This is a genomic window from Pedobacter aquatilis (assembly GCF_030409415.1).
Classification (GTDB): Bacteria; Bacteroidota; Bacteroidia; order Sphingobacteriales; family Sphingobacteriaceae; genus Pedobacter; species Pedobacter aquatilis.
Genome location: NZ_JAUFPW010000029.1, coordinates 134,979 through 160,529 on the forward strand (window position 1 = coordinate 134,979; position 25,551 = coordinate 160,529).

The window sequence follows — 25,551 nt, forward strand, 5'->3', positions numbered from 1 at the left end:
AAAAAACTAAGCCTGAAATAATCAGGCTTAGTTTTGTTTAATATTTGGATTATTCTAGTAACCAGGATTTTGAATTAAGTTTGCATTACCAAGCTGATTATCAGGAATCGGGAAAACAAGGTATTTTGCTTCGCTTGCTGGTTTTTCTTGCCACGCTGCAAGGTATTTTCCGAAGCGGATTAAATCTTGTCTTCTAAAACTTTCCCAATACAATTCACGTCCACGCTCATCTAACAAAATATCTAATGTTAAGCTTGTTAATGTTGATGCACCTCTAACTGTTCTTAAAGAATTTACCAATGTTAACGCCTGAGCAGTTAATGATGTTCTCAACTGTGCTTCTGCCTTCATCAATAAAACATCAGAATAGCGGAAATAAACCCAATCATTTTCTGGTTTTCTAGAACCTGCATTTGCGTAATCAACAGGATATTTAATTACGCGTATACCTGCAACTTCAAGGTGATTAGGATCGCGTTCGATAATTGAAACCTCAGGTGTAAAAGCCAATGGGTTTCCTTTTCTATCTTTTAAAGCAACACCATTCTGATCAAACTGCTGACCTACAAGAAAGCCAACTCTAATACCCGAAACATTGGTTTGACCAACATAACTTCCACCTCTTCTGGTATCTGTAGCTTCAAATTTGCCATAGAAGTTGGAAAGTGATGAAAATCCATTGTAGCCATTAGGATTTTGATTATAATGGGTTGTACATTTCCATTGTCCATCCAAATCACTACCATTTGCACCGCCAATATTTTGCGCAGTGAAAATGTTTTCTTTAGATAAAACATCATTTGTTGGCGCAAAATTATCGAAATAGTTAGGTTGCAATATGTATCCCCCTGTTGCAATTTCATCTGCAAGGGCAATTACTCTAGCCATATCTGCAGCATCAAAAGTTGGCGCTGTACGATTTAAGAAAGCACCCTTATTTAAGTAAACTTTCATCAAAAGGGTTTTTGCGGCATTTTTATTTGCCACATTAGCCGGGCCAGTTGGCAAATCCGGTATAACAGCATTTAGCTCACTTATCAAATAAGCAATTTCATCAGCTGCGTTTCTTACGCGTGAAGGTTTGGTAACATCCTCTCCCGGATCTCTGTACGGAACTTGTCCCCATCCATCTAAAATTGAAAACTGAGCAAAAGCACGTAAAAACCTGGCCTGAGCAGCCTGTGCAGGTGTTGGACTGGCGCCCAAAACGCTCGTTGCCACATAAGAAATACTATTTAAATCTCTGAAAACATCAGAAATTCTGGAATGATCTGGTGCCCATTTGTGTAGGTGCAAAGAACGCCATGCGCCGTTATCATCCCAATCACCCGCACGGGTTGGAACAATAATTTCATCAGATGTTACCTCTTGTAATGCCGACCAGTTCCATGGTGCCTGATAAGGACCTATCATGGCTGCATAAGATGCGCTTAATAAGCTTGAAACATTACCTCCGCTCACGCCGGCACTACTCACCTGTCCATTCAGGTTTTCATCTAACTTGGTACAACCCGCAAAACTTAGGGCAACCACTGTAAAACCGATAATATATTTATTTTTCATATCTGTATTTTTAAAAATTAAAGAGAAAAATTAACTCCGAAATTGAATGTTCTGGCAGTTGGATAAGCTGTATAATCTATACCTGCCGATGGAACACCACTTACACTTTTATTTACGTTAACTTCTGGATCGAAACCGGTATAATTTGTTATTACAAAAAGGTTTTGACCATTAACAAAAATGTTAAGTGCTTTTATTGATTTTCCGATGTTACCAAAATTATAGTTTAAAGTTGCGTTTGCCAGTTTTACATAATCACCTTTCTCAATATATCTTGATGATGCTGCAATTGGATTTGCCAATGATTCTGCCACAGGTAAACTTACAAGTGCTGAAGAAATATTTCTGGTACCTAAATTAGAAATAGCCAATACAGAGTTTGCAGTATTGTTGTATATGCTCTGGCCAAATGCGCCATTAAAGTTTGCTGTAAATGATAGTTTTTTGTATCTGAAATTGGTACTTAAACCCATAATAACTTTAGGATTAGGATTACCTACGTAATAATTGGTAAAACCATCATCTGTATATAAAGAAAATCCATTAGCATCTAAGCCATTATATTGTCTGGTAACCATAGCAAATAATGGTAAACCATTTTGAATAACCTCAGTTGTAACACCACTTAATCCCTGTCCGTTTAATGAGCCTGTTTTAATAATACCGCTAATGTTTTGAACTGTATTTTTAATAAAAGTTGCATTACCACCTAAAGACCAAGAGATGTTATCAGTTTCTACAATGTTTCCATTTAAGGTTAGCTCTAAACCTTTGTTAATAATTTGTCCTGGTAAATTTACCCATGTTGGTACATTTCCACCAACTGCTGGTACAAATGAAATTTGTGGAAATAACAAATCGTTAGTTTCTTTGTGGAAATAATCAATAGAGCCAGTAAATCTGTTTTTCATAAAGGCAAAATCAACCCCAACGTTAGTTTGTACATCCGATTGCCATTTTAAGTTTGGATTTGCATTATTAATCGCGACTAAGGTTGGAGCTCCATTTGAGTTCCCAAAATCATAGCGTTGTTGTGCCGAACCCGATGGAAAATCCTGATTACCTGTTTTACCGTAACCAACCCTTAGTTTTAACTGGTCAATCCATTCTGTATTAGCCATGAATGCTTCTTTTTTCACATCCCAAGCTGCCGCGAAAGAAGGGAAGTAACCATAACGGTTAGATTTACCAAATTTCGTAGAACCATCTGCTCTAAAAGTTGCCGTTAAAATGTATCGATTATCATAGTTAAAAATCGCTCTTGCAAAATAAGATTGTAACTCTGTTGTTGGGTTGTTAAAGGCAGAGAATGTACGGTTTGCAGGAGCTGTAGTTTGAAATGCGTCGGTGTAATCTGCAGCTATTTCTCCAAAACCTGTTGCCGTATTTGTTGTTCCTTTATTTATAAAATTCGAATATTCGTAACCGATAATTGCATTTAAGTTTAATTTAGTTGCGATTTCCTTATTAAAATTTAAGGTATTGGTAAACTGCTGCGTAATTAATTCGCTATTTGAGTAGCTGGCATATCCACCTAAGAAAGTTCCTGATGGCTGAATACCCTGTAAATTTAAAATGCTTCTTGTTGATGCCCTTCTGATGCCTGTACTGTAATTAACACTGGCAAGCATACGATATTCTAACCAAGGTGTAATTTTATAATATGGAGATACACTTCCTAATATTGTAGATACTTTTGCTTTATCGCTATTTGCAGCTAAAGCAGCTAAAGGATTAATGGTTGTAGATCCGTAATCGATAAACAAGCTGCCGTCGGGATTGTAAAATGATTGCGTTGGATTCCATGACAAAGCCTGACTGATTAAACTTCCTGTAAAACCTGCATCAGTTGTAATTGGCGCTATACTTTCTAAGTATTGATTGCTAATCATATTAACATCTAAACCCAGTTTTTTACTTTCCAGAAATTTGAAATTCCCATTGAAACCAGCACTATACTTTTTAAAATCAGTGGATTTAACAATACCTTGCTGATCTTGGTAACCTAATGAAGCACGGAATGTATTGCCGTTAGCGCCACCACTTATGCCAACCGAATAGTTTTGATTGTAAGCGGTCCTAGTAATGGCATCAAGTGCATCTACACTTGTTCCAAAATTTCCATTAGCAAGATTGTATTTTGCTAACGCCGCACGGTATTCATCACCAGATAAAACGTCTACTCTTCTGGCAATATTACTCACACCAGCTGAAGCACTGAAATCGATTTTTGTATCGCCGGATTTACCACGTTTAGTTGTAATTAAAACCACACCATACGCTGCACGAGAACCGTAAATTGCAGTAGCAGAGGCATCTTTTAATATTTCCATCGATTCGATATCAGCCGGATTAATAAAGTTTAATGGGTTTCCATCTGGTGCGGTACCAATACCTGCACTTGTAGATGGTCTGGCTGATCGTCCGTCTAGCGCTACTCCATCCACAACATAAAGTGGCTGCCCTGTACCAGTGATGGCAGAGTTACCTCTTATCCTTACGGTTGATGCACCACCTGGTTGTCCGCTATTGTTAATCATTTGCACACCCGCAACTTTACCCTGAATTAATTGGTCAGGTGCGTTAAGTGGTCCTTTGTTAAAATCCTTCGCCGATACAGTAGTTGCAGCTCCGGTTAAATCACTTTTTCTTACAGAAGCATATCCAACTACAACTACTGCATCGAGGTTATTTAATGATGCTAAAGTTATGTTGAGTATTGCTTGATTGTTAATGCTTACTGTTTGTGTTTCGAAACCTACAAAACTTACAGTAAGTCTAGATGTTGGACTAGGTGCTGTTATTTGATATTTACCTTCAGCATCACTTTGTGTTCTGGTATTTGTACCTGCAACTTGTATTGTTGCTCCTGCTAAGGGTGCTTTATCACTATCGTAAATTACACCTTTAACAACTGTTTGTGCATAAGTTAGTGTGCTTAAAAAGACCATAAAGAAACTTAAAAACGTAAGTTTCTTGAGTACACGCAATTTCTGCTTCTTTGGTGAGCCAGAGCAATTGCTTGGTAGAGTCATGTTCATAATAGATTTATTTAATTGGTTAGAAAATTTAGTTTTTTGTGTCGATTTTATATTGGTAAATCTTAAGGTGGATAATATTTCATACTTTGTTTTTTAGTTTATGTTAATGATAGATTATTTATGGTTTATACAAGGCGCTAACTTTTTCAATTTTAAGTTTCGCGGTTTTAAGTGCTTCGTTAATACTTTCTTCTGCTGATTTTTCATTTATAAATGCTGCTAAAAAGCCTGCCCAAAATGCATCACCTGCGCCAGTAACACTCGCTATAAGCGATACAGGTATAGCTGACTTATGTTTCCAGCTATCATTTTTCTCTTTAAACCATACACCGTTTTTTCCGCAGGTAAGGCAGATAATTTGTGTATTCAAACTATCCAACCAAGCAATTGATTGTTCTATAGTCAAGGTTTCGCCGGTAAAACGTTCCAAATCGTCAATACTGATTTTTAACATTGGATTTAGTTGGATTATCTTTTTAAATACATCTTTACCATCTTCATCCTGCCAAATGGATGGTGCAAAATTCCAATCAACTGAAATAGATTTACCCATTTGTGCTGCTTTTGTAAGTGCATCTAAAATATTACTGCGGGCAGGTTCTTTACTCAAAGCAAATGCAGTTGTATGGATTATAATTGCAGGCTCTAATAACGAATTATCGATTCTCTTAATGGCTAAATCAGCATTTCGATAAGGAATAAAATCTGGTGTTTGTTCATTCTTGCCAACTAATACTATACTAGTTTGCCGATTAGCAGAACGGTTGATGTGCTTGTAATCTACACCAGCCGATTTAAGCTCGTTAATTAAAAATGTACCTAAATTATCATTTCCAACTGTTGCCACTAATTCAGATTTTACACCGAGCCAACTTAAATTAGCGCATAAATTTGCCGAACTTCCGCCTTGATTTGCTGAAAATTGTGTTGGACAAGCAAGTGAAGTAATATTATTATCAGAAATAATATCCACAAGCAATTCCCCTACAACTAAAATTCTTTTCTCAGAAACATTTTTTGTCAAACTCATTATCGCTTAAAAATTAAAAATTTTATAAAAATTATTATTTGCCAATGCTTGCTCCCCAATTATTGCTCCGGCTGCACTCCATGTGCAATTGGGTATTCCACATGGATTCTGCATGGTGCCATGCAAGCATTCATTAAATAAATCATCTTTCATATTCGATTGATGGATATTAGCCAACAAAGCTTTTGCAAAATCATTTTCTCCCTGAACATTTAAGGCAGCCACAAGCCAACCATTCCATACAGGCCACAAACCCCCATTGTGAAAGTAACCTGGTTTATTTCGGAAACCGTATGCGTGATTGTTTTTTAATTCTTGCATATCGGCATCATTATCCTCTACAGTTGGGTAAAATGACGGTAACATGGATTGGTTATTTTGATATAGATTTTTAATGTATTTAAGAACAGATTTGTTTTGTTCATCGCTACCCAAACCAAGTAAAAAGCCAAACGTATTTGCCTGTAAATCGAAATATTTGTAAATTCTTGAGGGATTAAAGCCCATCAACCAAAAATCATTTGAGGCTTCTTCCAACTGGTGATTTAGATTGGTAGCAAATAGATTTTGCTTTCCTTCATTTTTCCAATAATTAAGCTTAACGGATTCGCTAATCTGTAAGGATTTATCTCTCCATTTTTTATTATCAGATACTTGGAAAGCTAGCTTTAGCGCCCAAATGCGTAACAGCTGGTCAAATAAAATGTAGCCATGCTGTATGTATTCATCTGCCCAATCTCCACTTTGTGGTACATAAATCAAATTTTTACCATTAAACTCCCAGCTTTCTAATACAGCAAAACATTTATCAACCTCACTGCTATATTTATTCCAAAGACTATCATCTTTTGTTAAGATTGTATAACTGGCTAAACCAATTACCGCCCATGATGGATTATCAGCTCTTCCAGATGTTCCACCATAACTAACGGAGCCCTCAATTTGTGAAACATTTGATGGCATAAAACCAATTTTATGCTGATTGTTGAACAGCGTTTCTAAAGTTGCTTTTGCCGTTTTTACCAACGTTTCATCTTCACTCAATAATGCTGCAATTGATGTAATTACACCATCTCTGGTCCATATACGTTTATAATTATCCTGTTCTTGCACGGCAGCAACAAATCCATAGGGAGTTGATGCCTCATGCAAAAGGTTTAAAGCAAGTTTATATGGTTTTGAATTTATCATTATAAAGTATCAGAAGTATTTTTTCTTTTGATTAATAAAACCATAACACCTGCAATCGTAATTAATATTCCTGCAAATAGAATTGCATTTTCAGGCCTGTGCCCTAAAACGTACTTGTATATGTACTTAAATGTTATGGTTTCTAAAAGCATCGGCATTACAATAAACATATTCAATATCCCCATAAAAATTCCTGTTTTTGCTTTTGGAATACTCCCCGCAAGCATTGCATATGGTGTTCCCATCATACTGGCCCAGGCAACGCCCAAACCAATTATCGGAATAAATAGTAGTAGAGGATTGTGAATCATTGGAAGGCAAATCAAACATAAACCGCCAAACAGCAAGCTTACTAAGTGTACTTTTTGAGCAGTTATTTTTCGTGCAAAAAAAGCAAGTGGAAATGCCACAATAAACGTTACTACATTGTAGCCTCCGTTTACCGTACCTGTAAGTAACTGTGCAGAAGCAAAACCATCTGATGAGGCATCGGTAGTGTTATAAATAGTTTTAGCGAGGCAAAGGGTAATAAACTGCCAATAAATAAACATAGCGTACCAATTAAATAGGTAAACTATGCCTAATTTTTTCATGGTTAATGGCATAACCTTAAAGGCTTCTGCAATATCTTTAAAAATCATTTTTACACCACCAGGTTCGGCTTTAATTTTTTCTATTTCCTGGTTTGATAGAGGTGTTTCTTTTGTGGTAAAACAACTGTACATAATTGAACCGATGGAAACCACCCCGCCGATAAAAAATGCAGCATAAGTGGTATAAGGAATGTTGTTTCCACTTCTGGCCTGAATGCTAATTAAGCCCGCTGCAATCAGAATTCCAGGTGTAAGATTTGCCAATGTAATTCCAAGACCTGTGAAAAAACTTTGAGTTAAAAAACCAAGAGCATGCTGATCCGATGGGAGTTTATCACTCACAAAAGCCCGGTAAGGTTCCATCGTTATATTATTGCCAGCATCTAAAATCCATAGAATTCCAGCCGCCATCCAAATAGAACTGCTATATGGCATTGCAAAAAGGCAGATGCTACAGATTATTGCACCAACTAAAAAAAATGGCCTTCTTCTTCCAAACTTACTCGTAGTTTTATCGCTCATTGCGCCAACAATTGGTTGGATGATTAACCCAGTCATTGGTCCTGCTAAATTTAACAGTGGAATTTGATCAGCATTTGCACCCAGGTAAGAATAAATCGGTGTCATGTTGGTTTGCTGTAAGCCAAAACTGTATTGTATGCCGAAGAAGCCAAGATTCATGGCGATGATTGAACCGAAGTTTAATTTTACAGCTGATGCAAAATTATCAGCTTTCTCTGCTTGAGCAAGTATCATATTACAGCTGATTAATTTTAAAAACTACCGATTGCCAAGGTTTTAGACTTATGATATTATCCTTTATTGATGCATATCCGTTATAATTATTGATGAGCAATTTCGCTGCGGAAGTATTAATTTGCTTATCAATAGTATAAGTCAAAGCTTTTGTTGAAAAATTTAGTAAAACCAATACCTGTTCCTCAGTATCCATTCTTGTATAGCAGTAAACATCAGGATTCTCGATATCGAAAATTTTATAAGCTCCGTAAACCAATACAGGCATCGATTTTCTAAGTGCAACTATCTTTTTAAAATAAGAAAGCTCGCTAGCAGGATTTTTTTCTTCGGCAGCAACATTTACCATTTTATAATTTGGGTTTACTTTTATCCAGGGTTTGCCTGTGGTAAAACCAGCATTTAACGATGCATCCCATTGAAATGGTGTACGAGTATTATCTCTTGAGATAAATTTTTGTTTATCCATAAAAGCCTGCACATCCTCACCTTTGGCTTTAATACTTTTATATGCGTTAATTGTTGCAATGTCACGGTAATCATCAATGTTATTAAATTTAATGTTCGACATGCCCAGTTCATCACCATTAAAATAAAATGGAGTGCCACGCATCGTCATGATAAGAGTTGTTAATAATTTTGAAGAATAGCTTCTAAACTGAGGACTATCATTTCCATACTTGCTTACCATCCTTGGAACATCATGGTTGGCCAGAAATATGGCTAGCCAGCCTTTATCAGCAAATGAGTAATCCCATTTGGTAAAAGCTTTCTTTAAATCGGTAAGTTTATAACCTTTGGGATCGTTCCCGATATCCATTATTTCAAAATGATAGGCCATATTTAACTCATTTCTGTCCTCGTCAACCAAAGAATGTGCATCTTCCAAGGTACTACCTGCGCCTTCTGCAACAGTCATAACATTATATTTACTGATTACGGTTTTATTCATCTCCTTTAAATAATTATGGAGATTAGGACCCATTCCGTAATATTTTATAATGTCTTTTTCGTAACCATCGGGATATTTATTCCATGTAGTATCTTTTGAAACATATTGAAAAGCATCCATTCTTAATCCGTCGATGCCTTTATCTAGCCAAAATTTCATCATGTCATAAACTTCAGTCCGAAGCTTTTCATTTTCCCAATTCAAATCGGGTTGCTTTTGAGAGAAATAGTGTAAATAATAAGATTTTGTAGTTGCATCATATTTCCAGGCATCATTATTCACATCAAAGAAACTGTATCTGGGCGTGGGTTTACCCTTTTCTTCTGGCCACCAATGGTAATAATTTCTGTAAGGATTTGTGCGTGAAGATTTTGCCTGCTTAAACCATTCATGTTCATCGCTACTGTGGTTAAGCACCATATCTAAAATCAATTTTATTTTGCGTTCATGTAATCCGGCAAGTAGCTCATCAAAATCTTTCATGGTGCCAAACTCTTTCATGATATTCCTGTAGTCACTTATATCATAACCATTATCATCATTTGGAGAAGAAAAAATAGGATTTAGCCAAACGGCATCTATGCCAAGGTTTTTTAAGTAATCAAGTTTAGAGATTATTCCTTTGATATCTCCAACACCATCCCCATCGCTGTCTTTAAAGCTGCGTGGATATAGTTGATAAACAACAGCCTCTTTCCACCATGCCCTTTTATTACCATTGGAAACTTGCTGCGCAAAGCATATAGAAACAAAAAAGATTAGAGATGTAATCGTTAAGACAATAGATTTTCTCATATTTCTATCTAATAAAAGTTTCCCAAATCAGAAAACTTAAGTTCTGTAGTCGTTTGTATTTGGCTATCCAATATGAAATATTCTACTTTGCTAAATTGAAATTCAGCTATGTGTAACAAATTGGTTTCATGAAGATAAGATTATAAGTAATTGAAAAATACATAAATTATAAAATTATCACCGCAAACGTTTGCGGAAACATTTGCGAAAATGTTTGCTGTTGAAAACTTATATTTGGTTAACCAAATATAAAATCATGAAACAGAATGCTACATTAAAAAAGATTGCTGAGCAGTTAAGTGTAAGTATATCTACCGTATCTCGGGCATTAAAAAACCATCCCGATATATCTCAGGATACCAAAAAAAAAATTAACGAGCTTGCAGAATTATTAGAATACGACCCAAATCCGTATGCTGTAAATTTGCGTACCCACAGTAGCAAGGAATTTGCGGTTGTGGTGCCAAGCTTATCTAATTTCTTTTATCATTCTTTTATAAGCGCAATTGAAGAAGAAGCCAGAGTTTATGGTTATTCGGTAATTATTTATCGCTCATCGAACGACGCGGAGATTGAGCAGCAAATTTTAAAAAATTGTAGGCACAAAAGAGTGTCAGGAATTTTTATCGCCATTACCTCTGAAACAAAAGATATAGAACCTTTTTTAAAATTGGATGTTCATGGTATCCCGGTTATTTTTTTCGATAAAGTTCCGCAATATGAATCTTGTAATAAAATCTGTGTGGGTGATGAGCATGCGGCAACCATAGCTGCAGAAGAAATTTTAAAGAAGGGCATTGTAAATGTTGTTGGTATTTTTGGAGATAAAAATATGTCAATTACTAAAGCAAGGTTACATAAATTTACCTCGGTGCTTTTAAAGGATGATGCTAAAATCAATCTGAAAACAGTTCACGCCGGAAGTTCTGAAGAAGCCGAACAGGTTACACTTTCTATATTAGCTGATTTTAAAGGTAAACGATTTGCCGTTTTTTGTATGAGCGATGAAATTTTAGCCGGTTCAATGAAAGCTATACAACGGATGGGCTTGCAGGTGCCTCATGATTTAGGCGTAATTGCAATAAGCGATGGCATGATTCCTTTGCTTTTTTATCCTGAAATTACCTACGCAGAAACTAGTGGCTATAATTTAGGCAAACTTGCATTCGGCCGAATGATGCGCTGCATAGCCGGAAGTTCTTTTGCTCAAACTATTATTGATGAATCGAAGCTGGTTGTTGGAGGCTCGATTTAGTGGTATTTAGCAGTTATAAACTACAACTATTTTATTTCGCATGTGTTCCTAAGCAGTTTTCTGGTTTCCTTGTTAATCAGGTTACCAAAATAGTTTGCAGATAAATGCATTTCATCAGCACAATATACAAAGTATGGGCGTATTTAACTTGTAGTTACGGTCAGGGAAAAAGGAGAACCAAAGGGCTGTGTTGTAACAGATGAACAATATTTGAAATGGTTTCTTTAAAATTAACTAAGAGTTTAGTTACGCGGAAGGGTAAACCAAAAGCTGCTACCTACACCAACTGTGCTATTTACTCCAATTTCACCACCATGTCTCTTTATAATTTCTGAAGAAATGTATAAGCCTAACCCTAAACCGGAATAAGTTTTACTTTTATTATTGACCCTGTAATATCGCTCAAAAAGAAATGGCTGTACCTCTGGGTCAATCCCATCGCCTGTATCTTTAACAGTTACTTTTATTTTATCATCATAACTATCTACAATCAGGTAGATGTTCTTAGAATTTGGTGCGTATTTTACAGCATTGTTTACAAAATTTACTACAACCTGGTCAATTCTGTGCTCATCAGCATATATTTTTGCCTCTAAATCTCCCTGAACAATAAGCTTGTGTTTTCCTGCGATTCGAACGTGATTACAACAAACATTCAGCATTTCTGAAACCGTAAATATTTCCTTTGTAAGCTGTAACTGTCCATCACTAACTCTGTTAATATTAAGAAGGTCATCAACCAGGGTATTTAGCTTTTCCATGCTTTTTGCCGATTGATCTATTAACCTCGGAATCATTTCGTGGTTAGGCTTATTTTTTAGTTTTGATAATAACTGAATACTTGCTTTTAAACTGGTTATTGGTGTCTTCAGCTCATGACTTGCAATACTTAAGAAATCGTCTTTCTGGCGTTCGTAATTTTTCCTTTTAGTAATGTCTACTGTTACGCCATTAATACTGGCAGGGTTTCCCTCGGCATCATAATCCGGAAGTCCGGAAGCATTAATCCAATGAAGCGTGTTATCTGGCCATTTAATTAAATACTCAGCATGATAAGCTGTTTTCGTTTTTATAGCCTCTTCTACTTTCTGCTGTATCTGTTCTCGGTATTCGGGCAAAATTGCATTCATTAAATCTTCAAAATCAAACCTTTCATTTGCTTGTAAACCAAAGTTCTTTTTACATTGTTCAGAGCACGACATTTTTCCAGTTGAAATATCTAAACTGTAAGAGCCAAGCTCGCCTGCATGTAAAGCAATTTGTAGCTGATTATTAACGCTTTCTAATTCAATTTTTCTTACAATCCTATCCGTAACATCGTTCGCAATAACTATAATTGCACTGGTTTCGCCAGCTTCATTTTTAATGGGTTCGTAAACAAAATCAAAAAAATACTCTTTTAACTCACCATTATAGCTAATTTTAACCGCGGCACTTTCTCCAATATAAGTTTTACCCGAAGTGAATACATTAGCAAGAAGATCTAAATAGGGTTGCCCTTTTAATTCCGGTAGTGCTTCTTCGAGCGGTTTATTAATCACTTTTTTACTTTTGCCCCATACTTTTAAAATCATATCATTGGCAACTTCGATTATTAATTCGCTGCCACTAAGAATACCAAACGCCACGGGTGCCTTGTTAATAAATGATTTAAACCTTAGTTCGCTATCTCTTAAACTTCTGTTTAGTAAAACAGTCATGTCGTAAGAGTGGATTAGATTCTCATTCGCGGAGTTTAATTCTTCATTAATTGATGCAAGCTCTTCAACTGATTCTTTAAGTTCTAATTGCGTTGCTTTTAAAACATCATTTGCCAACTCAAACTTTTCAATTGTATCTAATGACGATAGCCTGAGCTCTATCTGATCCATAGCCGTTTTGGCTAATCCTTCTAAAATTATTCTATCAGATTCACTAAAGTGCCGAACTTTTTTATCAATAATACAAAGCGTACCAATTAAGAAACCATCATGTGTTATCAAAGGTGCTCCGGCGTAAAATCTTAAACCAAAATCGCCCACAACATTTGGGTTAGCCATTAAGCAAGGCTCTTTAAAGGCATCTTCAAATACGGTAACTTTTTTATCAAGCACTGCAAGTGCACAAAGACTTTTACCCCTGTTGGCCTCCTTTGCCTTTCCCATTCCAATATTGGCCTTGAAAAATACCGATTCCGCATCAACAAGTGACAAAAGAGAAATTGGTACATTAAAAATTTGAGTTGCTAGCTTTGCAATTCCATCAAAACTATCTTCAGATGGTGTATCCACAATTCTGTAACGATGCAAGGCTTTGAGGCGAGCGGCATCATTATCTGGTATAATGTTGATGCCGAAGGTGTTTTCAATCATAAAAAATCTCACAAAAGGGATTGTAAATATACATTATGTTCGCATGATTTGAAATGCAGCTTTACAACCAGAATTATTAATAAGCAGACATAATTTCTTTGCTCTAAAAGAACTATTTTAATTTAAAATCTAGAGATGTATTGTAACAATAAAACTATGAATTTAGTTTCTCGATGATGATTCGCGATATTACAATTGTTTGATTTTTAATCTGATATAGCCCTGCTCAATGAAAAAAATTATATTACTCAATTTATTGCTTCATTGTTGTTTGTTGTCATGGTCGCAAGGCGAATTAAATCAATTTCGTAAAATTAAACCGACTGCTTTTTTATTTCTGCATCACGACAAAGGGATTTATACCAATAACGAGAAAATTTGGTTTAGCGCTTATCTGCTCAATACTCCAAATTCGGTAAGCGAGCATGAGGTTTTAAATGTTGCGCTAATAAATGAGTTAACTAAAAAAGTTGATCTCTCCCAAAAATTTAACATATCTAATGGTTTAAGCTCTGGCTTTGTATGGTTGCCAGATTCTATTCCTCCGGGAAATTATCAGATATTGGCTTATACCAATGTTTTAAATGCACAAGAACTACCAGTTGCGCAATTTACTTCATCTGTTAAAGTGCTAAATATTAGTCAGCCAACTTTTACTAGTAAACTTACTTTATTAGATTCTGTAGTAAAAAATGGAGGCATCCGAACTGTGATCGATGTAAGCGGCTTAGATGCAAATCGAAAAGCAACCATTGTCGTAAATTATCAAGTCGGGGAGCATTTTTCAAAATCTATTAAACTGGATAAAAAACAAGTAACAATAACTATTCCCGAAGATTTGCTTAAAAATCGGGCTACCTTATTGCTTAATGTAAATGTTGATGGAGAAGTGCAATATCATTCAAAGGCATTACCAGAAATCGAGAAGCAAAAAATAGATGTAAAGTTTTATCCCGAAGGTGGCGAAATGGTTGCGGGTTTGCAATCGCGTGTAGGTTGGGAAGCTAAAACTACTGATGGGCGACCGCTCGCTTTAAAGGGAATGTTGATGAAAAATAACGAAGCGCAAAATGAAATATTTACAAACGCTTATGGGATGGGTTCTTTTACAATCCATCCGCAAGCTGGCGAAAGCTATAGTGTAAATTTATACACTGGTACTTATGTGTCAGAAAATTCAAACGTCAAACTTCCCTCTGTTTCAAATGCTACTGATATAACAATTAGTCTTCCCAAAGCACTCGTTAATGATAGTTTACGGTTTATTCTATCTTCAAAAATGGCAAAGCCGATTCAAATTGTGCTTCATAATGATTTAGGCGATTATGTTTTATTAAATGGAAAATCAAATGAATCCGCAAGAATTTTTAACATCTCACTTCTTGCGCTTCCTAAAGGGATAACAACTTTAACCATTCTTGATGATGCTGGAAAACCTTTAGCTGAAAGGCTATTTTTTGCGCATTATAATCAGCAGGAATTATATTCAAAAATTGAAATTGAAAAAAGTAATTATGCAAAAAGAGATTCAATACGGATAAAACTAAAGTTAGCCGATAATGGTGGCAAGGCCGCATCTGGAATTGTTTCTGTAGCTGTGGTGCAGCGCAACCGAATTAGTATTAAGACAGCCAATATTGAGGACTATTTTTACCTGCATAATAATTTAAAAAACCTACCTGCAAATCCTTCGGCCAATAATATGTTGGATAAAAATTATCTTGAAGATGTTTTGTTGATAAAAGGTTGGAGAAGATATACTCGTGAGGAATTGATTGCGTATAATCAGGATTCCATTTTCAAATCTCATTATCCATTAATGATGGGAGCAATTACGAGTGGTAAAAAAACATTAAAAAAAGCTGTTGATTTAGTTTCCTTTGGAGGGATAAATACCGGAATTATAACTACTAATACAGATGGTTCTTTTGAATTGAGCAATGATAATTTACTCGTGGAACAGAATAAGAATATCTATTATCGATTGGGGTTGGAAAAAAATGGATACGATATTAAAGTAAATGATGCCTTCATCCCAATTACAAATATATTGGCAAAAAATTTAAAACGTTCTATATTCGAGAGCCTAAGTAACAATCAGGAAAACTCAATATTAAAAAACCTTCAAAATGTAATTTCTTTAAAAGATGTGGAGATAACCGTAAAGCAAAGTGGTATGTACGGTACTAAGGGTGAACCTGGCGCAAACGAATGTGGAGATTATGTAAATGGTCAACACCCTTTGGCTTGGCTAAATTATGAAGGTACTCCACTTTCCGATAGGCAAAAACCGATAAAAAACAGACCTTACTTGAAACATATTCAATTAGATGGAGCGTGGTTTAGAGTAGAAAGGGTTTATTACACAGGCTGCTTAACCGAAAATGAAAAAAAGGGAATTGCTATAAAAGGAATCAATAGTGGTAAAGAATATTATATGGCTATTGAAGATGATGGTGGCTTACAGTACCATTCAACATTGTACTGGCAATCCGGATTGGTGACAGATGCTTCAGGAGAAATTCCCATTAATTTCAAGGCAGGAGATATCGCTGATGATTTTTCAATCATCGTTCAGGGCATCAGCAATAAAGGATTGGTGAATATGAAAGAAACTTTTAAAATTATCGATAAACCTTAAATTTTATTTCCCATTAAAATGCCCGATATAAAACACAATGTTCGATATCGGGCATTTTCTGTTTATGGATATTTTTTAAGCGCTTGATTTTCAGTACTTTAATTATGGCATTTTGCTTGTAAAGACTTGTTTAAAATATTTAAATGGACAAGCTCATTGAAGAAGAAGTTTTAGCGAAGAAAAAGAAGAAAACTTACTTTATAATTTTTACAATTCTAGTTGTGCTTATCGCAGTTGTTTGGTTGATAAGATTTTATTTTAAGCCTGCCTTAACCGATGCTGATATCACCACCGCAAAAGTTGAAGTTGGCATTATTGAAAATACAATTAACGCAATTGGCGAAGTGCTTCCTGAATTTGAAGAAGTGATAACCAGTCCAATAAATGCATCTATACAAAACGTTTTAATGGATGCCGGTAATCAGGTTAAAAAAGGGCAATCTATTTTAACGCTCGACAAATCTGTTACCGAAGATGAGTTTGGAAAGCTTCAGTTTCAAATGGAATCTAAAGAAAATGAAATCCGAAAACTGAAGCTTGATTTGGAGAAGAGTTTTTTCGATATAAAATCAAGCAACAGCATAAAACAATTACGCATCAGCAATTTAAAGGATGCTGTCTCTTCGGCAAAACGTTTGCTAAAGGCCGGTGGTGGTACACAAGAGGATGTAGAACGGGCAGAACTTGATTTGAAAGTAGCCAATTTGGAAAAACTTCAATTGGAGAATGAAATTAAAAGTAAACAGCAAACCATGAAAATTGAAATCAGAGAGGCTGAAATTGCTTTAGCTATTCAGCGCAATGATTTAAACGGTTTGAAACGTAAACTTGATTTAGCTAATTTAACGGCAACCCGGCAAGGCGTAATTACTTGGGTAAATAAAAATATTGGTACAAGCGTACAAGCGGGCGAAGCATTGGTAAGAATTGCTGATTTGAGTGGATTTAAAATAGCTGGAAGCATATCTGATAATCTGCTCGATAAAATACATCAAAATATGACGGCCGTAATCCGCATCGGCGACGAACAGTTACGTGGAACCATTACTAATATTTCTCCATCGGTAAGTAATTCTATTGTTTCATTTGATATTCAGCTGAATCAAAAAGATAGTAAGATTTTACGTCCCAATCAAAAAGTTGATGTTTTTCTGGTAACCGCAACCCGAAACGGGATTTTGCGTGTTGCAAACGGACCAGCTTTTAATGGTTCAAATCTTCAGGAAATTTTTGTTTTAAACAATGGTGTCGCAGTGCGCAGAACCGTTAAAACTGGTCTGAGTAATTTCGACTTCGTTGAAATTAAAAGCGGTTTAAAAGCGGGCGATGAAATCATCACTTCGGATATGAGCGATTTTAAAACTGTAAAAACCGTAACCCTAAGTAATTAAAATGATGAAAGAAATTTTACTTACAGGTTTATTAATTGGGTTTAGCAATTCTACTTTCGCGGCAACGGATACCCTAAAATTAACCTTGCCACAAGTTGTAGAAATGGCAAAGTCAAATTCTATATCTTCAAAACAGGCTGCCACAGTAAAAGAAACCAAATATTGGGAATGGCGTACCTTTAAATCTAACTATCAGCCGCAACTGTCTTTAGAAGGTGTTCTACCCGGATATACCAAAATCTACAGTCAGGTGCAACAGCCAAACGGAACCATACTTTTTCAACCGGTGCATTACGATAATTCGTCGCTTACTTTAAATTTTAGCCAAAGTATTGCCGCAACTGGTGGAACAATTTTCGGAACTACCCAACTTCAGCGTTTTACTGATTTTGATAGAGATAATGTGCTTTACAACGGTATCCCTTATGGTTTGGGGTATACACAACCACTTTTACAATTTAATAGTTTAAAGTGGGATAAGAAGATTGAACCTTTGAAGTACAACGAAAGCAAGCAAACCTTTATCGAAACACAGGAAAAAATCTCCATTACCGTTACCGAATACTTTTTCGATTTATTATTGGCGCAGGTAAACTTAAATATAGCCGAATTAAATTTTACCAATACCAAACGTATTCTCGGCATAGCCGATACTAAGTTCGAACTGGGGAAAATATCCAAAAACGAAATTCTTCAACTTCAGTTAGAAGTTTTAAATGCACAAAAAGCGGTTGGAACAGCTAAAAGAGATGTTGAGATTGCTACCTTAAATCTTCGTAGTTATACTGGCATAGAAGGCGATAACCGCATCAAACTCGAAATGCCTGCTGTTGTGGCGCAAATGTCGGTTGTGGCAGAAAAAGTATTGGCGCAGGCTTTCGAGAACCGTTCTGATGCGATTGGTTTTATTCGCCGGTTGGCAGAAGCAAAGAGGGATGTTGCCAAAGCCAAGGGCGAAAATGGTTTAAAAGCAACGCTTAGGGCAAACTTGGGCTTTTCAAATGCGGGTATAAATGCCTTCGATGTTTATCGTAACCCCAGGAGTCAGCAATCAGTAGAGTTGCAATTATCTATCCCGGTGATGGATTGGGGACGTTCTAAATCCAGAACCAAGACGGCATTGGCTAATGAACAGTTTACAACTTATGCAGTAGAGCAAGATAAACAGATTTTTGAACAGCAAATTATTACGCAGGTAACCCTTTTTAATATGATGAAGGAGCAAATTAAATTAACAGATGCTGCAGAAGATATTGCTGCCGAAAAGTATAAAATCGCAAGTGAGCGTTACGTTTTAGGAAACCTGAGCATAACCGATTTAAGTATTGCTTTTCAAGAAAACGACCGGGCAAAAAGAGATTATGTTTCTTCGCTCCGCGATTTTTGGGGCGCTTATTACCAGCTTCGCTATTTATCGTTATACGATTTTGAGAAGAATGCTAAAATTACCTATTAAAAAATAAAAATAGAGAACAGAGCCTGTGGTGCACCACTAAAGGCTAAAATTAGTTTAATTGTTAAGATTCTTTTCAGCTGCTCTGGTTCTCTAATTTTAAATTTACAATTACCAAATCGCAATTTACAATGACGAATAAACAATTTTCAAAATTCAATAAGCAATAACCAGTTTACAAATGAACTAATGACTAATGAACTATAATCCATTTTCCATCTTACATAAATCCATTTTACATAAAATATTATGATACGCTTACAAAATATTGAAAAGGTTTACAGAACCGATACTGTTGAAACACTGGCAATTAATAGCATTAGCCTGGATATTGCAAAAGGCGAATTTTTGTCCATCATGGGTCCATCTGGTTGTGGCAAAAGTACCTTGCTAAATATCATGGGCTTACTAGATGAGCCATCCAAAGGTAATATCACTATCGATAGTCAAGATATCAGTCGTTTTTCAGATAAAAAACTGGCTAATTTTAGAAATGAAAAGCTCGGTTTTATTTTCCAGAGTTACCATTTAATTAACGATTTACAAGTGCTTGATAATGTAGAACTACCATTGTTATACAGAACTTCATCTGCCAAAGAAAGAAAAGAACTTGCAACTGCAGCATTGGAAAAAGTAGGGTTAAGCAATCGCTTAAAACATTTTCCAAGCCAGCTTTCTGGCGGGCAAAGGCAGCGTGTTGCAATTGCGAGGGCAATAGTTGGGCAACCGCAAATTATTTTAGCTGATGAGCCAACCGGAAATTTAGATAGTGCAATGGGTAACGAAATTATGGATATTCTTATCAACCTGAATAAAAATGAAGGCACAACTATTATAATGGTTACACATGATGAAAGTATGGCACAGAAAACCCACAGGTTGGTGCGTCTTTTCGATGGTTCACAAGTTCAATAAAATTCAGTTATGCTAAAGAATTATTTCAAAATCGCCATAGCTGTATTAAAGAGGAGAAAATTTTTCACTTTCATCAGCTTATTTGGCATCAGCTTTACGCTAACCATTTTAATGGTGGCAACGGCACTGGCCGATAAAATGTTTAGTCCAGATTATCCAGACGATAAACAAAATCGATCGCTCTATGTAGAAAGGATTGAAATTAAAAATACAAAAGAAGGTTGGATTAATATGAGTAATCTATCGTTTTATTTTTTTGAGCAATATGTTTCAAAATTAAAAACGGTTTACAAAATGGCGATTTCATCTGGAGAGAAATCGTCAAACGCTTATGTTAACAATAAAAAATTAGTTATAGGTTATAAATACACTAATGCCGATTACTGGAATGTATTAAATTATAAATTTTTGGAGGGTAAACCGTATGGTGATAAGGAGATTAAAAGTGCAGAACGTGTTGCTGTAATCTCGAAGGAAACAAAGGAGGCTTATTTTGGAGATGCAAAGTCGGTTATCGGACAATACATCTCTGCTGATAATATTAATTATCGGGTTATTGGTGTTGTAGAAAATGTTCCAGGTTCGGTAAGAAACTTTACTGGCGATATGTACTTGCCTTACACGCTTTCCAGAGATATTAAAGATACAGGGTTAATGGGGCAATGTAATGCAGTGTTACTAGGGCGCAATGAGGATGATTTGCCAAAAATGAAAAAGGAATTTGCTCAAATGGTAAAAAAATTGCCAATTCCACCGGAGTTTGATAAAATTTATTGCAATGCAGATGAATATATAATTAGTATAACCCGAAGGATGGGTGGAAATTCTACCGATAGCGGGGTTACCAGAGTGATTACTATCGGTGGCGTATTTGTATTGCTTTTCTTGCTACTGCCCACAATCAATTTGGTTAATATTAACATCACCAGAATTATGGAGCGTTCGTCAGAAATTGGTGTTCGTAAGGCTTTTGGCGCTTCATCCAAAACGCTGGTTTATCAATTTATTGTCGAAAATTTAATACTAACCTTTATTGGAGGCCTTATCGGCATACTTCTCTCCATACTGGTTATTTATTTAATTAATGATTCCAATTACATATCCAATTTTAACCTCTCCATGAATTTAAAAGTATTGTTTTTAAGTCTGATAACTTGCTTTTTATTTGGGTTAATTTCTGGAGTTTACCCAGCCTGGAGAATGTCCAAATTAAATATTGTTAAAGCGTTAAAGGCCTAAATCGCCAAAAAAAGATACTGTATGTTTAAGCATCTATTTAAATTAATATGGAACAAGAGGGCGCAAAACTTTCTTTTTCTATCCGAAATTCTGATTTCATTTCTGGTTGTGTTTGCTGTTTTTTCTTACATAACTTATTACTATCAGAATTACTCCAAGCCATTGGGTTTTGATTATAACAGGGTTTGGGCAATTGCTTATAGCGGTGAGCAATTGTCTAAAAATCCCGATACCTTAACTACCTTTTATGCCAATCTGGAAAAAAACTTAAAATCCATGCCTGAGATTAAGGAGGTTAGTTTTTCACACTCCAATTTTCCATACTCATCTAGCTTTATGAGCAGAGCATTAAAATATGGAAAGAAAGACTATAATATGATTAGTCATTACGTGGTTTCCAATAATTATAACAAAGTTTGGAATGTAGAATTGGTAGATGGCAGATGGTTTTTGCCTGAAGATTTGGTTGGTAAGCACAAAGCCATCATCATTAACGAATCGCTTAGCAAAGAAATGTTCGGCAAAGAAAAAGGTATTGGTAAAGTAGTTGGTGATGATAAGGAAAAGTTAAAAATTATAGGGGTAATAAATGATTTTAAATCGGATGGAGATTTCGCCCCAATGAATAACATTATGTTTAATCAGTTGGATACTGGTTATTTAAAATGGACAAGTACCGTTTTGATAAAAGTACGTGAAACCGCTGATGCTAACTTTGAAAGCAAATTGTATAAATTTATGACGAATACTACTCGTAGTGCTGTCGAAATTCAGCATGTTGATGAAATGCGGGCCGCCAAAAATAGAACGACCTTAATACCAATATTTCTCTTTATAGTTGTTGCAGGTTTCCTGATTATTAATGTTGCGCTTGGTTTATTTGGTGTTTTGTGGTACAACATTAATAAGCGTAAAGGTGAAATTGGTTTGCGTAGGGCAATTGGTGCAAGTGGCTCAGCTGTTTCTTCGCAAATGGTTATGGAATCTATAATCCTTACTACTATTTCCCTGATAATTGGTTGTTTCTTTGCCGTTCAATTTCCGCTTTTAAATGTTTTTAATATTCCTGCTGGTGTGTATGTTATTGCTATAATAATTGCCATTGTATTTATTTACGCCCTGGTTTTTGCATGTTCTTTGTATCCGAGTAAGCAGGCTGCGGCAATTCATCCTGCCATTGCCCTGCATGAAGACTAAATAGCTTAACTTCGCAAATATGATTTTAGTTGTTGATGATGACATTGCGGTAAGAACTTCTATTTCGCTTTTATTAAAGGGCGCCGGGAAAGAAGTTTTTACCGCTGATAATTCGGTTCAGGCTTTTGAAATGGTTAAAACCAAAAAGCCTCATTTGATTATTTTAGATCTTAATTTTTCTATTGATACCTCTGGTAAAGAGGGGATGAACCTGCTTAAACAAATTAGAGCAATCGATACCAAAGTGGCTATTGTTTTAATTACCGGATGGGCAAGTATAGAGCTGGCCGTTGAAGGTATGAAACTTGGTGCCAATGATTTTATAAACAAACCATGGAGCAACGATTATATGTTGCAAACTGTAGAAACCTTGTTACAGCTAAATGGTAAACCAACTGTTTCACAAGGCAGAAAATCATTAACCAAAAAATACAATTTTTCACAGATAATCGGTGAGGATGCTGGCTTAATAAGCATTTTGGAAACCGTTGGAAGAGTTGCGGGTACTAATGCTTCGGTTTTAATTACCGGAGAAAGCGGTACAGGTAAAGAATTAATCGCCGAAGCCATTCATGAAAACAGTACTCGCTCTGCAAAACCCTTTGTTAAAGTAAATTTAGGCGGAATATCGTCTTCATTATTTGAAAGTGAAATGTTTGGTCATGTTCGAGGAGCTTTTACTGATGCCCGTTTTGATAGAACCGGGCGTTTTGAAATGGCAAATAAAGGCACGATTTTCTTAGATGAAATTGGAGATTTAGAGGCATCAAGCCAGGTAAAACTTTTAAGGGTTTTGCAAGATAGAACTTACGAAGTTTTAGGTAGCAGCCGAACCAAAACTGTTGATGCCCGTGTAGTTTGTGCAACAAATAAAAACCTGAATGAGTTGGTTTCTTCTGGTTTGTTTAGAGAAGATTTATTATATAGAATTAATCTGATAACCATACATTTACCAGCACTTAGAGAACGCCCTACTGACATTCCGCTATTGGTAAATTTCTTTATTAGCAATATGAAAGAGCTGTACGATCGCCCAGATTTACAGGTTTCTCCTGCAGCCATGCGGTGGTTACAGCAGTTATCCTTGCCTGGAAATATCCGCCAGTTAAAAAATCTGGTAGAACGTACGGTTTTAATCAGTAGTAAAAATGAATTGGATATAGATGATTTTCAATCTCAACTTAATTTATCCCCTCAAAAAAACGATAAGGTAAAATTACCAGGCGTTGGCACCATGACTTTAGACCAGATGGAAGCGGAAATGGTTAAACAAGCAATGAATTTCCATAAAAACAGAATTACAAAGGCTGCGGCTTCTTTAGGTATTACCAGAAATGCACTTTATCGCCGTTTAGAAAAACATCAAATTCCTTTTAATGAAACTGAAGACTAAGTACATTCTTTTCGTGGTCATTCTGCATCTAATCTGTCTAGTGCTGAGTTATTTTATTTTCCAAAAAGAAAAATTAGTTTTTATGCTTGCAGAAGTTGCAATATTAATTTCTGTAGTGATTTCCATTAATTTATATAAGCAATTAATTAGCCCATTGGGTTATCTTAAGCAAGGTATTACTGCCATAAAGGATAAAGATTTTAATGTTAAATTTTTAGCAACCGGTAAAAAAGAAGTAGATGAATTGGTTGATGTTTATAATAAAATGATTGACGAATTAAGGGCCGAAAGAACAAGGCAGGAAGAGCAACATTTTTTTCTCGAAAAGCTCATTCAAACTTCTCCGACAGGAATTATCACGCTCGATTTTGATAAGCAAATAAAACAGATTAATCCGAAAGCTATTGAAATTTTAAATGCCAATCCTGATTTGCTTGATGCGCAAATTCATCATATAAAAACCGGAACATCAAAAATGATTCGTGTAGATGGTTTAAAGCGTTATAAAGTTCAAAAATCTAAATTTATTGATAGGGGTTTCGAGCGGATTTTTATTATGATGGAAGAGGTTACCGCAGAGATTTTTGCTGCCGAAAAAGGGGTTTATGATAAAGTTATCAGGATGATGGCGCATGAAGTAAACAATACGATTGGTCCTGTAAATTCAATTATTAATACTGCATTAGCACAGCAAAGTTTATGGGTAAATGATGAAGAACAAATGCTAAAAAAAGCCATGAAGGTTGCTGTTGAAAGAAATCAGAACCTTAATGTTTTTATGAGGAACTTTGCCGATTTGGTTAAGTTACCACCTGCAAATTGTAAGCAAGTAAATCTGGTTGCTTTATTATTTTCCATTACTGAACTTTTGCATTTTACAACAAATGAGAGAAGTATCAGCTTTGAATTTGACCTCCCTGATGAACCATTTTTCATAAATGCAGATGCAGAGCAAATGGAACAGGCATTAATAAATATTGTTAAAAATGCTATTGAGGCTATCGGAAGCAATGGTATAATTAAAATTTATATTGATTTTAAAGATTATAGCCTAACCATTACGAATTCTGGAAATGGCATATCTCCAGAAAACGAAGAGAAGCTTTTTAGCCCCTTTTTTACCACAAAAAAAGATGGGCAAGGCATTGGCCTTACCCTTGTTAGAGAAATTCTATTAAACCACAATTATGGGTTCAGGCTAAAAACCTATGGAATTGACGATACCAGATTTGAAATAAAATTCAGGAATTAATTTTTCTGATAGGTAAATCAATATATTATTCTGGTACATTTTCAACTAAAACTTCACGACCAGCTTTATCGTAGTAAGTGCAGGTCATTTTATCAAGACATACAAACCATTTTTCAATTCCTGTTTCAGCGCAACTTTTACAGAATGTGTAATAATCCGTTTGCCCTTGTTGATGGCTCTTTAAATAAATAACAAATTTATCTTTGTTAAGCACATCGGTTATTTCGAGGTTATCGTATTTTGGTAAAGATGTAGTATTAAATTCATCATTACCAAAATACTGCGTATGACTATCTTCTACCCAGGTTTCAAAGGCCTTAACACCTAATTTTTTAATTTCTTGAATATATGAAGGAAAATCAGCTCCTGACTTTACTTTAGTATGTGCGTTTTGAATTTGTTCTACTGTAAACATATTTGTTATATAATTTTATTAATGAATTCTTATTGTAAATAAATCATTCTTGTAAGCATACTTATAACCTTTAAAAGAAAATATGCTTCCTCGCAGGCCTCTGCTTATTGTAAAAGGGATGGTGCTGT

Annotated in this window: 17 protein-coding genes; 9 read left to right on the forward strand and 8 right to left on the reverse strand. The window is 35.5% G+C overall.

Annotated features, from left to right (window positions below; all coding sequences use genetic code 11):
- Nucleotides 1-54 precede the first annotated feature (54 nt).
- The 6 genes from QWY86_RS12515 to QWY86_RS12540 form a co-directional block, all read right to left on the reverse strand.
- Nucleotides 55-1,563 carry a RagB/SusD family nutrient uptake outer membrane protein gene (locus QWY86_RS12515; protein WP_290242636.1) on the reverse strand — a complete coding sequence of 503 codons (1,509 nt, stop codon included), beginning with the start codon at nt 1,561-1,563 and terminating at the stop codon, nt 55-57.
- A gap of 17 nt (nt 1,564-1,580) precedes the next feature.
- Nucleotides 1,581-4,604 carry a SusC/RagA family TonB-linked outer membrane protein gene (locus QWY86_RS12520; RefSeq protein WP_290242638.1) on the reverse strand — a complete coding sequence of 1,008 codons (3,024 nt, stop codon included), beginning with the start codon at nt 4,602-4,604 and terminating at the stop codon, nt 1,581-1,583.
- Between the two features lie 118 nt (nt 4,605-4,722).
- The gene (locus QWY86_RS12525) at nt 4,723-5,634 is read right to left on the reverse strand and encodes a carbohydrate kinase family protein (protein WP_290242640.1); all 912 of its coding nucleotides are present in this window, start codon (nt 5,632-5,634) and stop codon (nt 4,723-4,725) included.
- 6 nt (nt 5,635-5,640) lie between these two features.
- Nucleotides 5,641-6,825, reverse strand: coding sequence for a glycoside hydrolase 100 family protein (locus QWY86_RS12530; protein WP_290242642.1), 1,185 nt, complete (start codon nt 6,823-6,825; stop codon nt 5,641-5,643).
- Nucleotides 6,825-8,174 (reverse strand): MFS transporter, encoded by a 1,350-nt coding sequence (locus QWY86_RS12535; RefSeq protein ID WP_290242644.1) that lies wholly within the window; start codon nt 8,172-8,174, stop codon nt 6,825-6,827. The genes QWY86_RS12530 and QWY86_RS12535 overlap by 1 nt, the downstream gene beginning before the upstream one ends.
- Nucleotide 8,175: 1 nt before the next feature.
- Nucleotides 8,176-9,921, reverse strand: coding sequence for a glycoside hydrolase family 13 protein (locus tag QWY86_RS12540; RefSeq protein WP_290242646.1), 1,746 nt, complete (start codon nt 9,919-9,921; stop codon nt 8,176-8,178).
- Between the two features lie 256 nt (nt 9,922-10,177).
- Here QWY86_RS12540 and QWY86_RS12545 point away from each other — a divergent pair, with 256 nt between their 5' ends.
- Nucleotides 10,178-11,176, forward strand: coding sequence for a LacI family DNA-binding transcriptional regulator (locus tag QWY86_RS12545; protein WP_290242648.1), 999 nt, complete (start codon nt 10,178-10,180; stop codon nt 11,174-11,176).
- A 242-nt stretch (nt 11,177-11,418) separates the two neighbouring features.
- Here the strand turns inward: QWY86_RS12545 and QWY86_RS12550 are convergent, their stop codons facing one another.
- Nucleotides 11,419-13,527 carry an ATP-binding protein gene (locus QWY86_RS12550; protein WP_290242650.1) on the reverse strand — a complete coding sequence of 703 codons (2,109 nt, stop codon included), beginning with the start codon at nt 13,525-13,527 and terminating at the stop codon, nt 11,419-11,421.
- 229 nt (nt 13,528-13,756) lie between these two features.
- On the opposite strand from QWY86_RS12550, the gene QWY86_RS12555 reads away from it, so the two are divergent.
- The 8 genes from QWY86_RS12555 to QWY86_RS12590 all read left to right on the forward strand — a co-directional run bounded on the left by QWY86_RS12555 (nt 13,757) and on the right by QWY86_RS12590 (nt 25,008).
- On the forward strand, nt 13,757-16,168 hold the full coding sequence (locus QWY86_RS12555) for a hypothetical protein (protein ID WP_290242652.1): 2,412 nt from the start codon (nt 13,757-13,759) through the stop codon (nt 16,166-16,168).
- A 143-nt stretch (nt 16,169-16,311) separates the two neighbouring features.
- Nucleotides 16,312-17,559 (forward strand): efflux RND transporter periplasmic adaptor subunit, encoded by a 1,248-nt coding sequence (locus QWY86_RS12560; RefSeq protein WP_290242653.1) that lies wholly within the window; start codon nt 16,312-16,314, stop codon nt 17,557-17,559.
- A gap of 1 nt (nt 17,560) precedes the next feature.
- A complete protein-coding gene (locus tag QWY86_RS12565) occupies nt 17,561-19,015 on the forward strand; it encodes a TolC family protein (RefSeq protein ID WP_290242656.1) in 1,455 nt (484 codons plus the stop codon).
- 246 nt (nt 19,016-19,261) lie between these two features.
- The gene (locus tag QWY86_RS12570; RefSeq protein ID WP_290242659.1) at nt 19,262-19,927 is read left to right on the forward strand and encodes an ABC transporter ATP-binding protein; all 666 of its coding nucleotides are present in this window, start codon (nt 19,262-19,264) and stop codon (nt 19,925-19,927) included.
- Nucleotides 19,928-19,936: 9 nt separating this feature from the next.
- Complete coding sequence (locus QWY86_RS12575; protein WP_290242661.1) at nt 19,937-21,166, forward strand: ABC transporter permease; 1,230 nt, start codon at nt 19,937-19,939, stop codon at nt 21,164-21,166.
- 21 nt (nt 21,167-21,187) lie between these two features.
- Nucleotides 21,188-22,363, forward strand: a complete 1,176-nt coding sequence (locus tag QWY86_RS12580; RefSeq protein WP_290242663.1) for an ABC transporter permease — start codon at nt 21,188-21,190, stop codon at nt 22,361-22,363.
- Between the two features lie 19 nt (nt 22,364-22,382).
- Nucleotides 22,383-23,756, forward strand: coding sequence for a sigma-54-dependent transcriptional regulator (locus QWY86_RS12585; RefSeq protein WP_290242665.1), 1,374 nt, complete (start codon nt 22,383-22,385; stop codon nt 23,754-23,756).
- The gene (locus tag QWY86_RS12590; RefSeq protein ID WP_290242668.1) at nt 23,740-25,008 is read left to right on the forward strand and encodes a sensor histidine kinase; all 1,269 of its coding nucleotides are present in this window, start codon (nt 23,740-23,742) and stop codon (nt 25,006-25,008) included. The genes QWY86_RS12585 and QWY86_RS12590 overlap by 17 nt, the downstream gene beginning before the upstream one ends.
- A gap of 25 nt (nt 25,009-25,033) precedes the next feature.
- Here QWY86_RS12590 and QWY86_RS12595 read toward each other — a convergent pair whose 3' ends face one another.
- Nucleotides 25,034-25,423, reverse strand: a complete 390-nt coding sequence (locus QWY86_RS12595) for a DUF1398 domain-containing protein (RefSeq protein WP_290242670.1) — start codon at nt 25,421-25,423, stop codon at nt 25,034-25,036.
- Between the last annotated feature and the right edge of the window lie 128 nt (nt 25,424-25,551).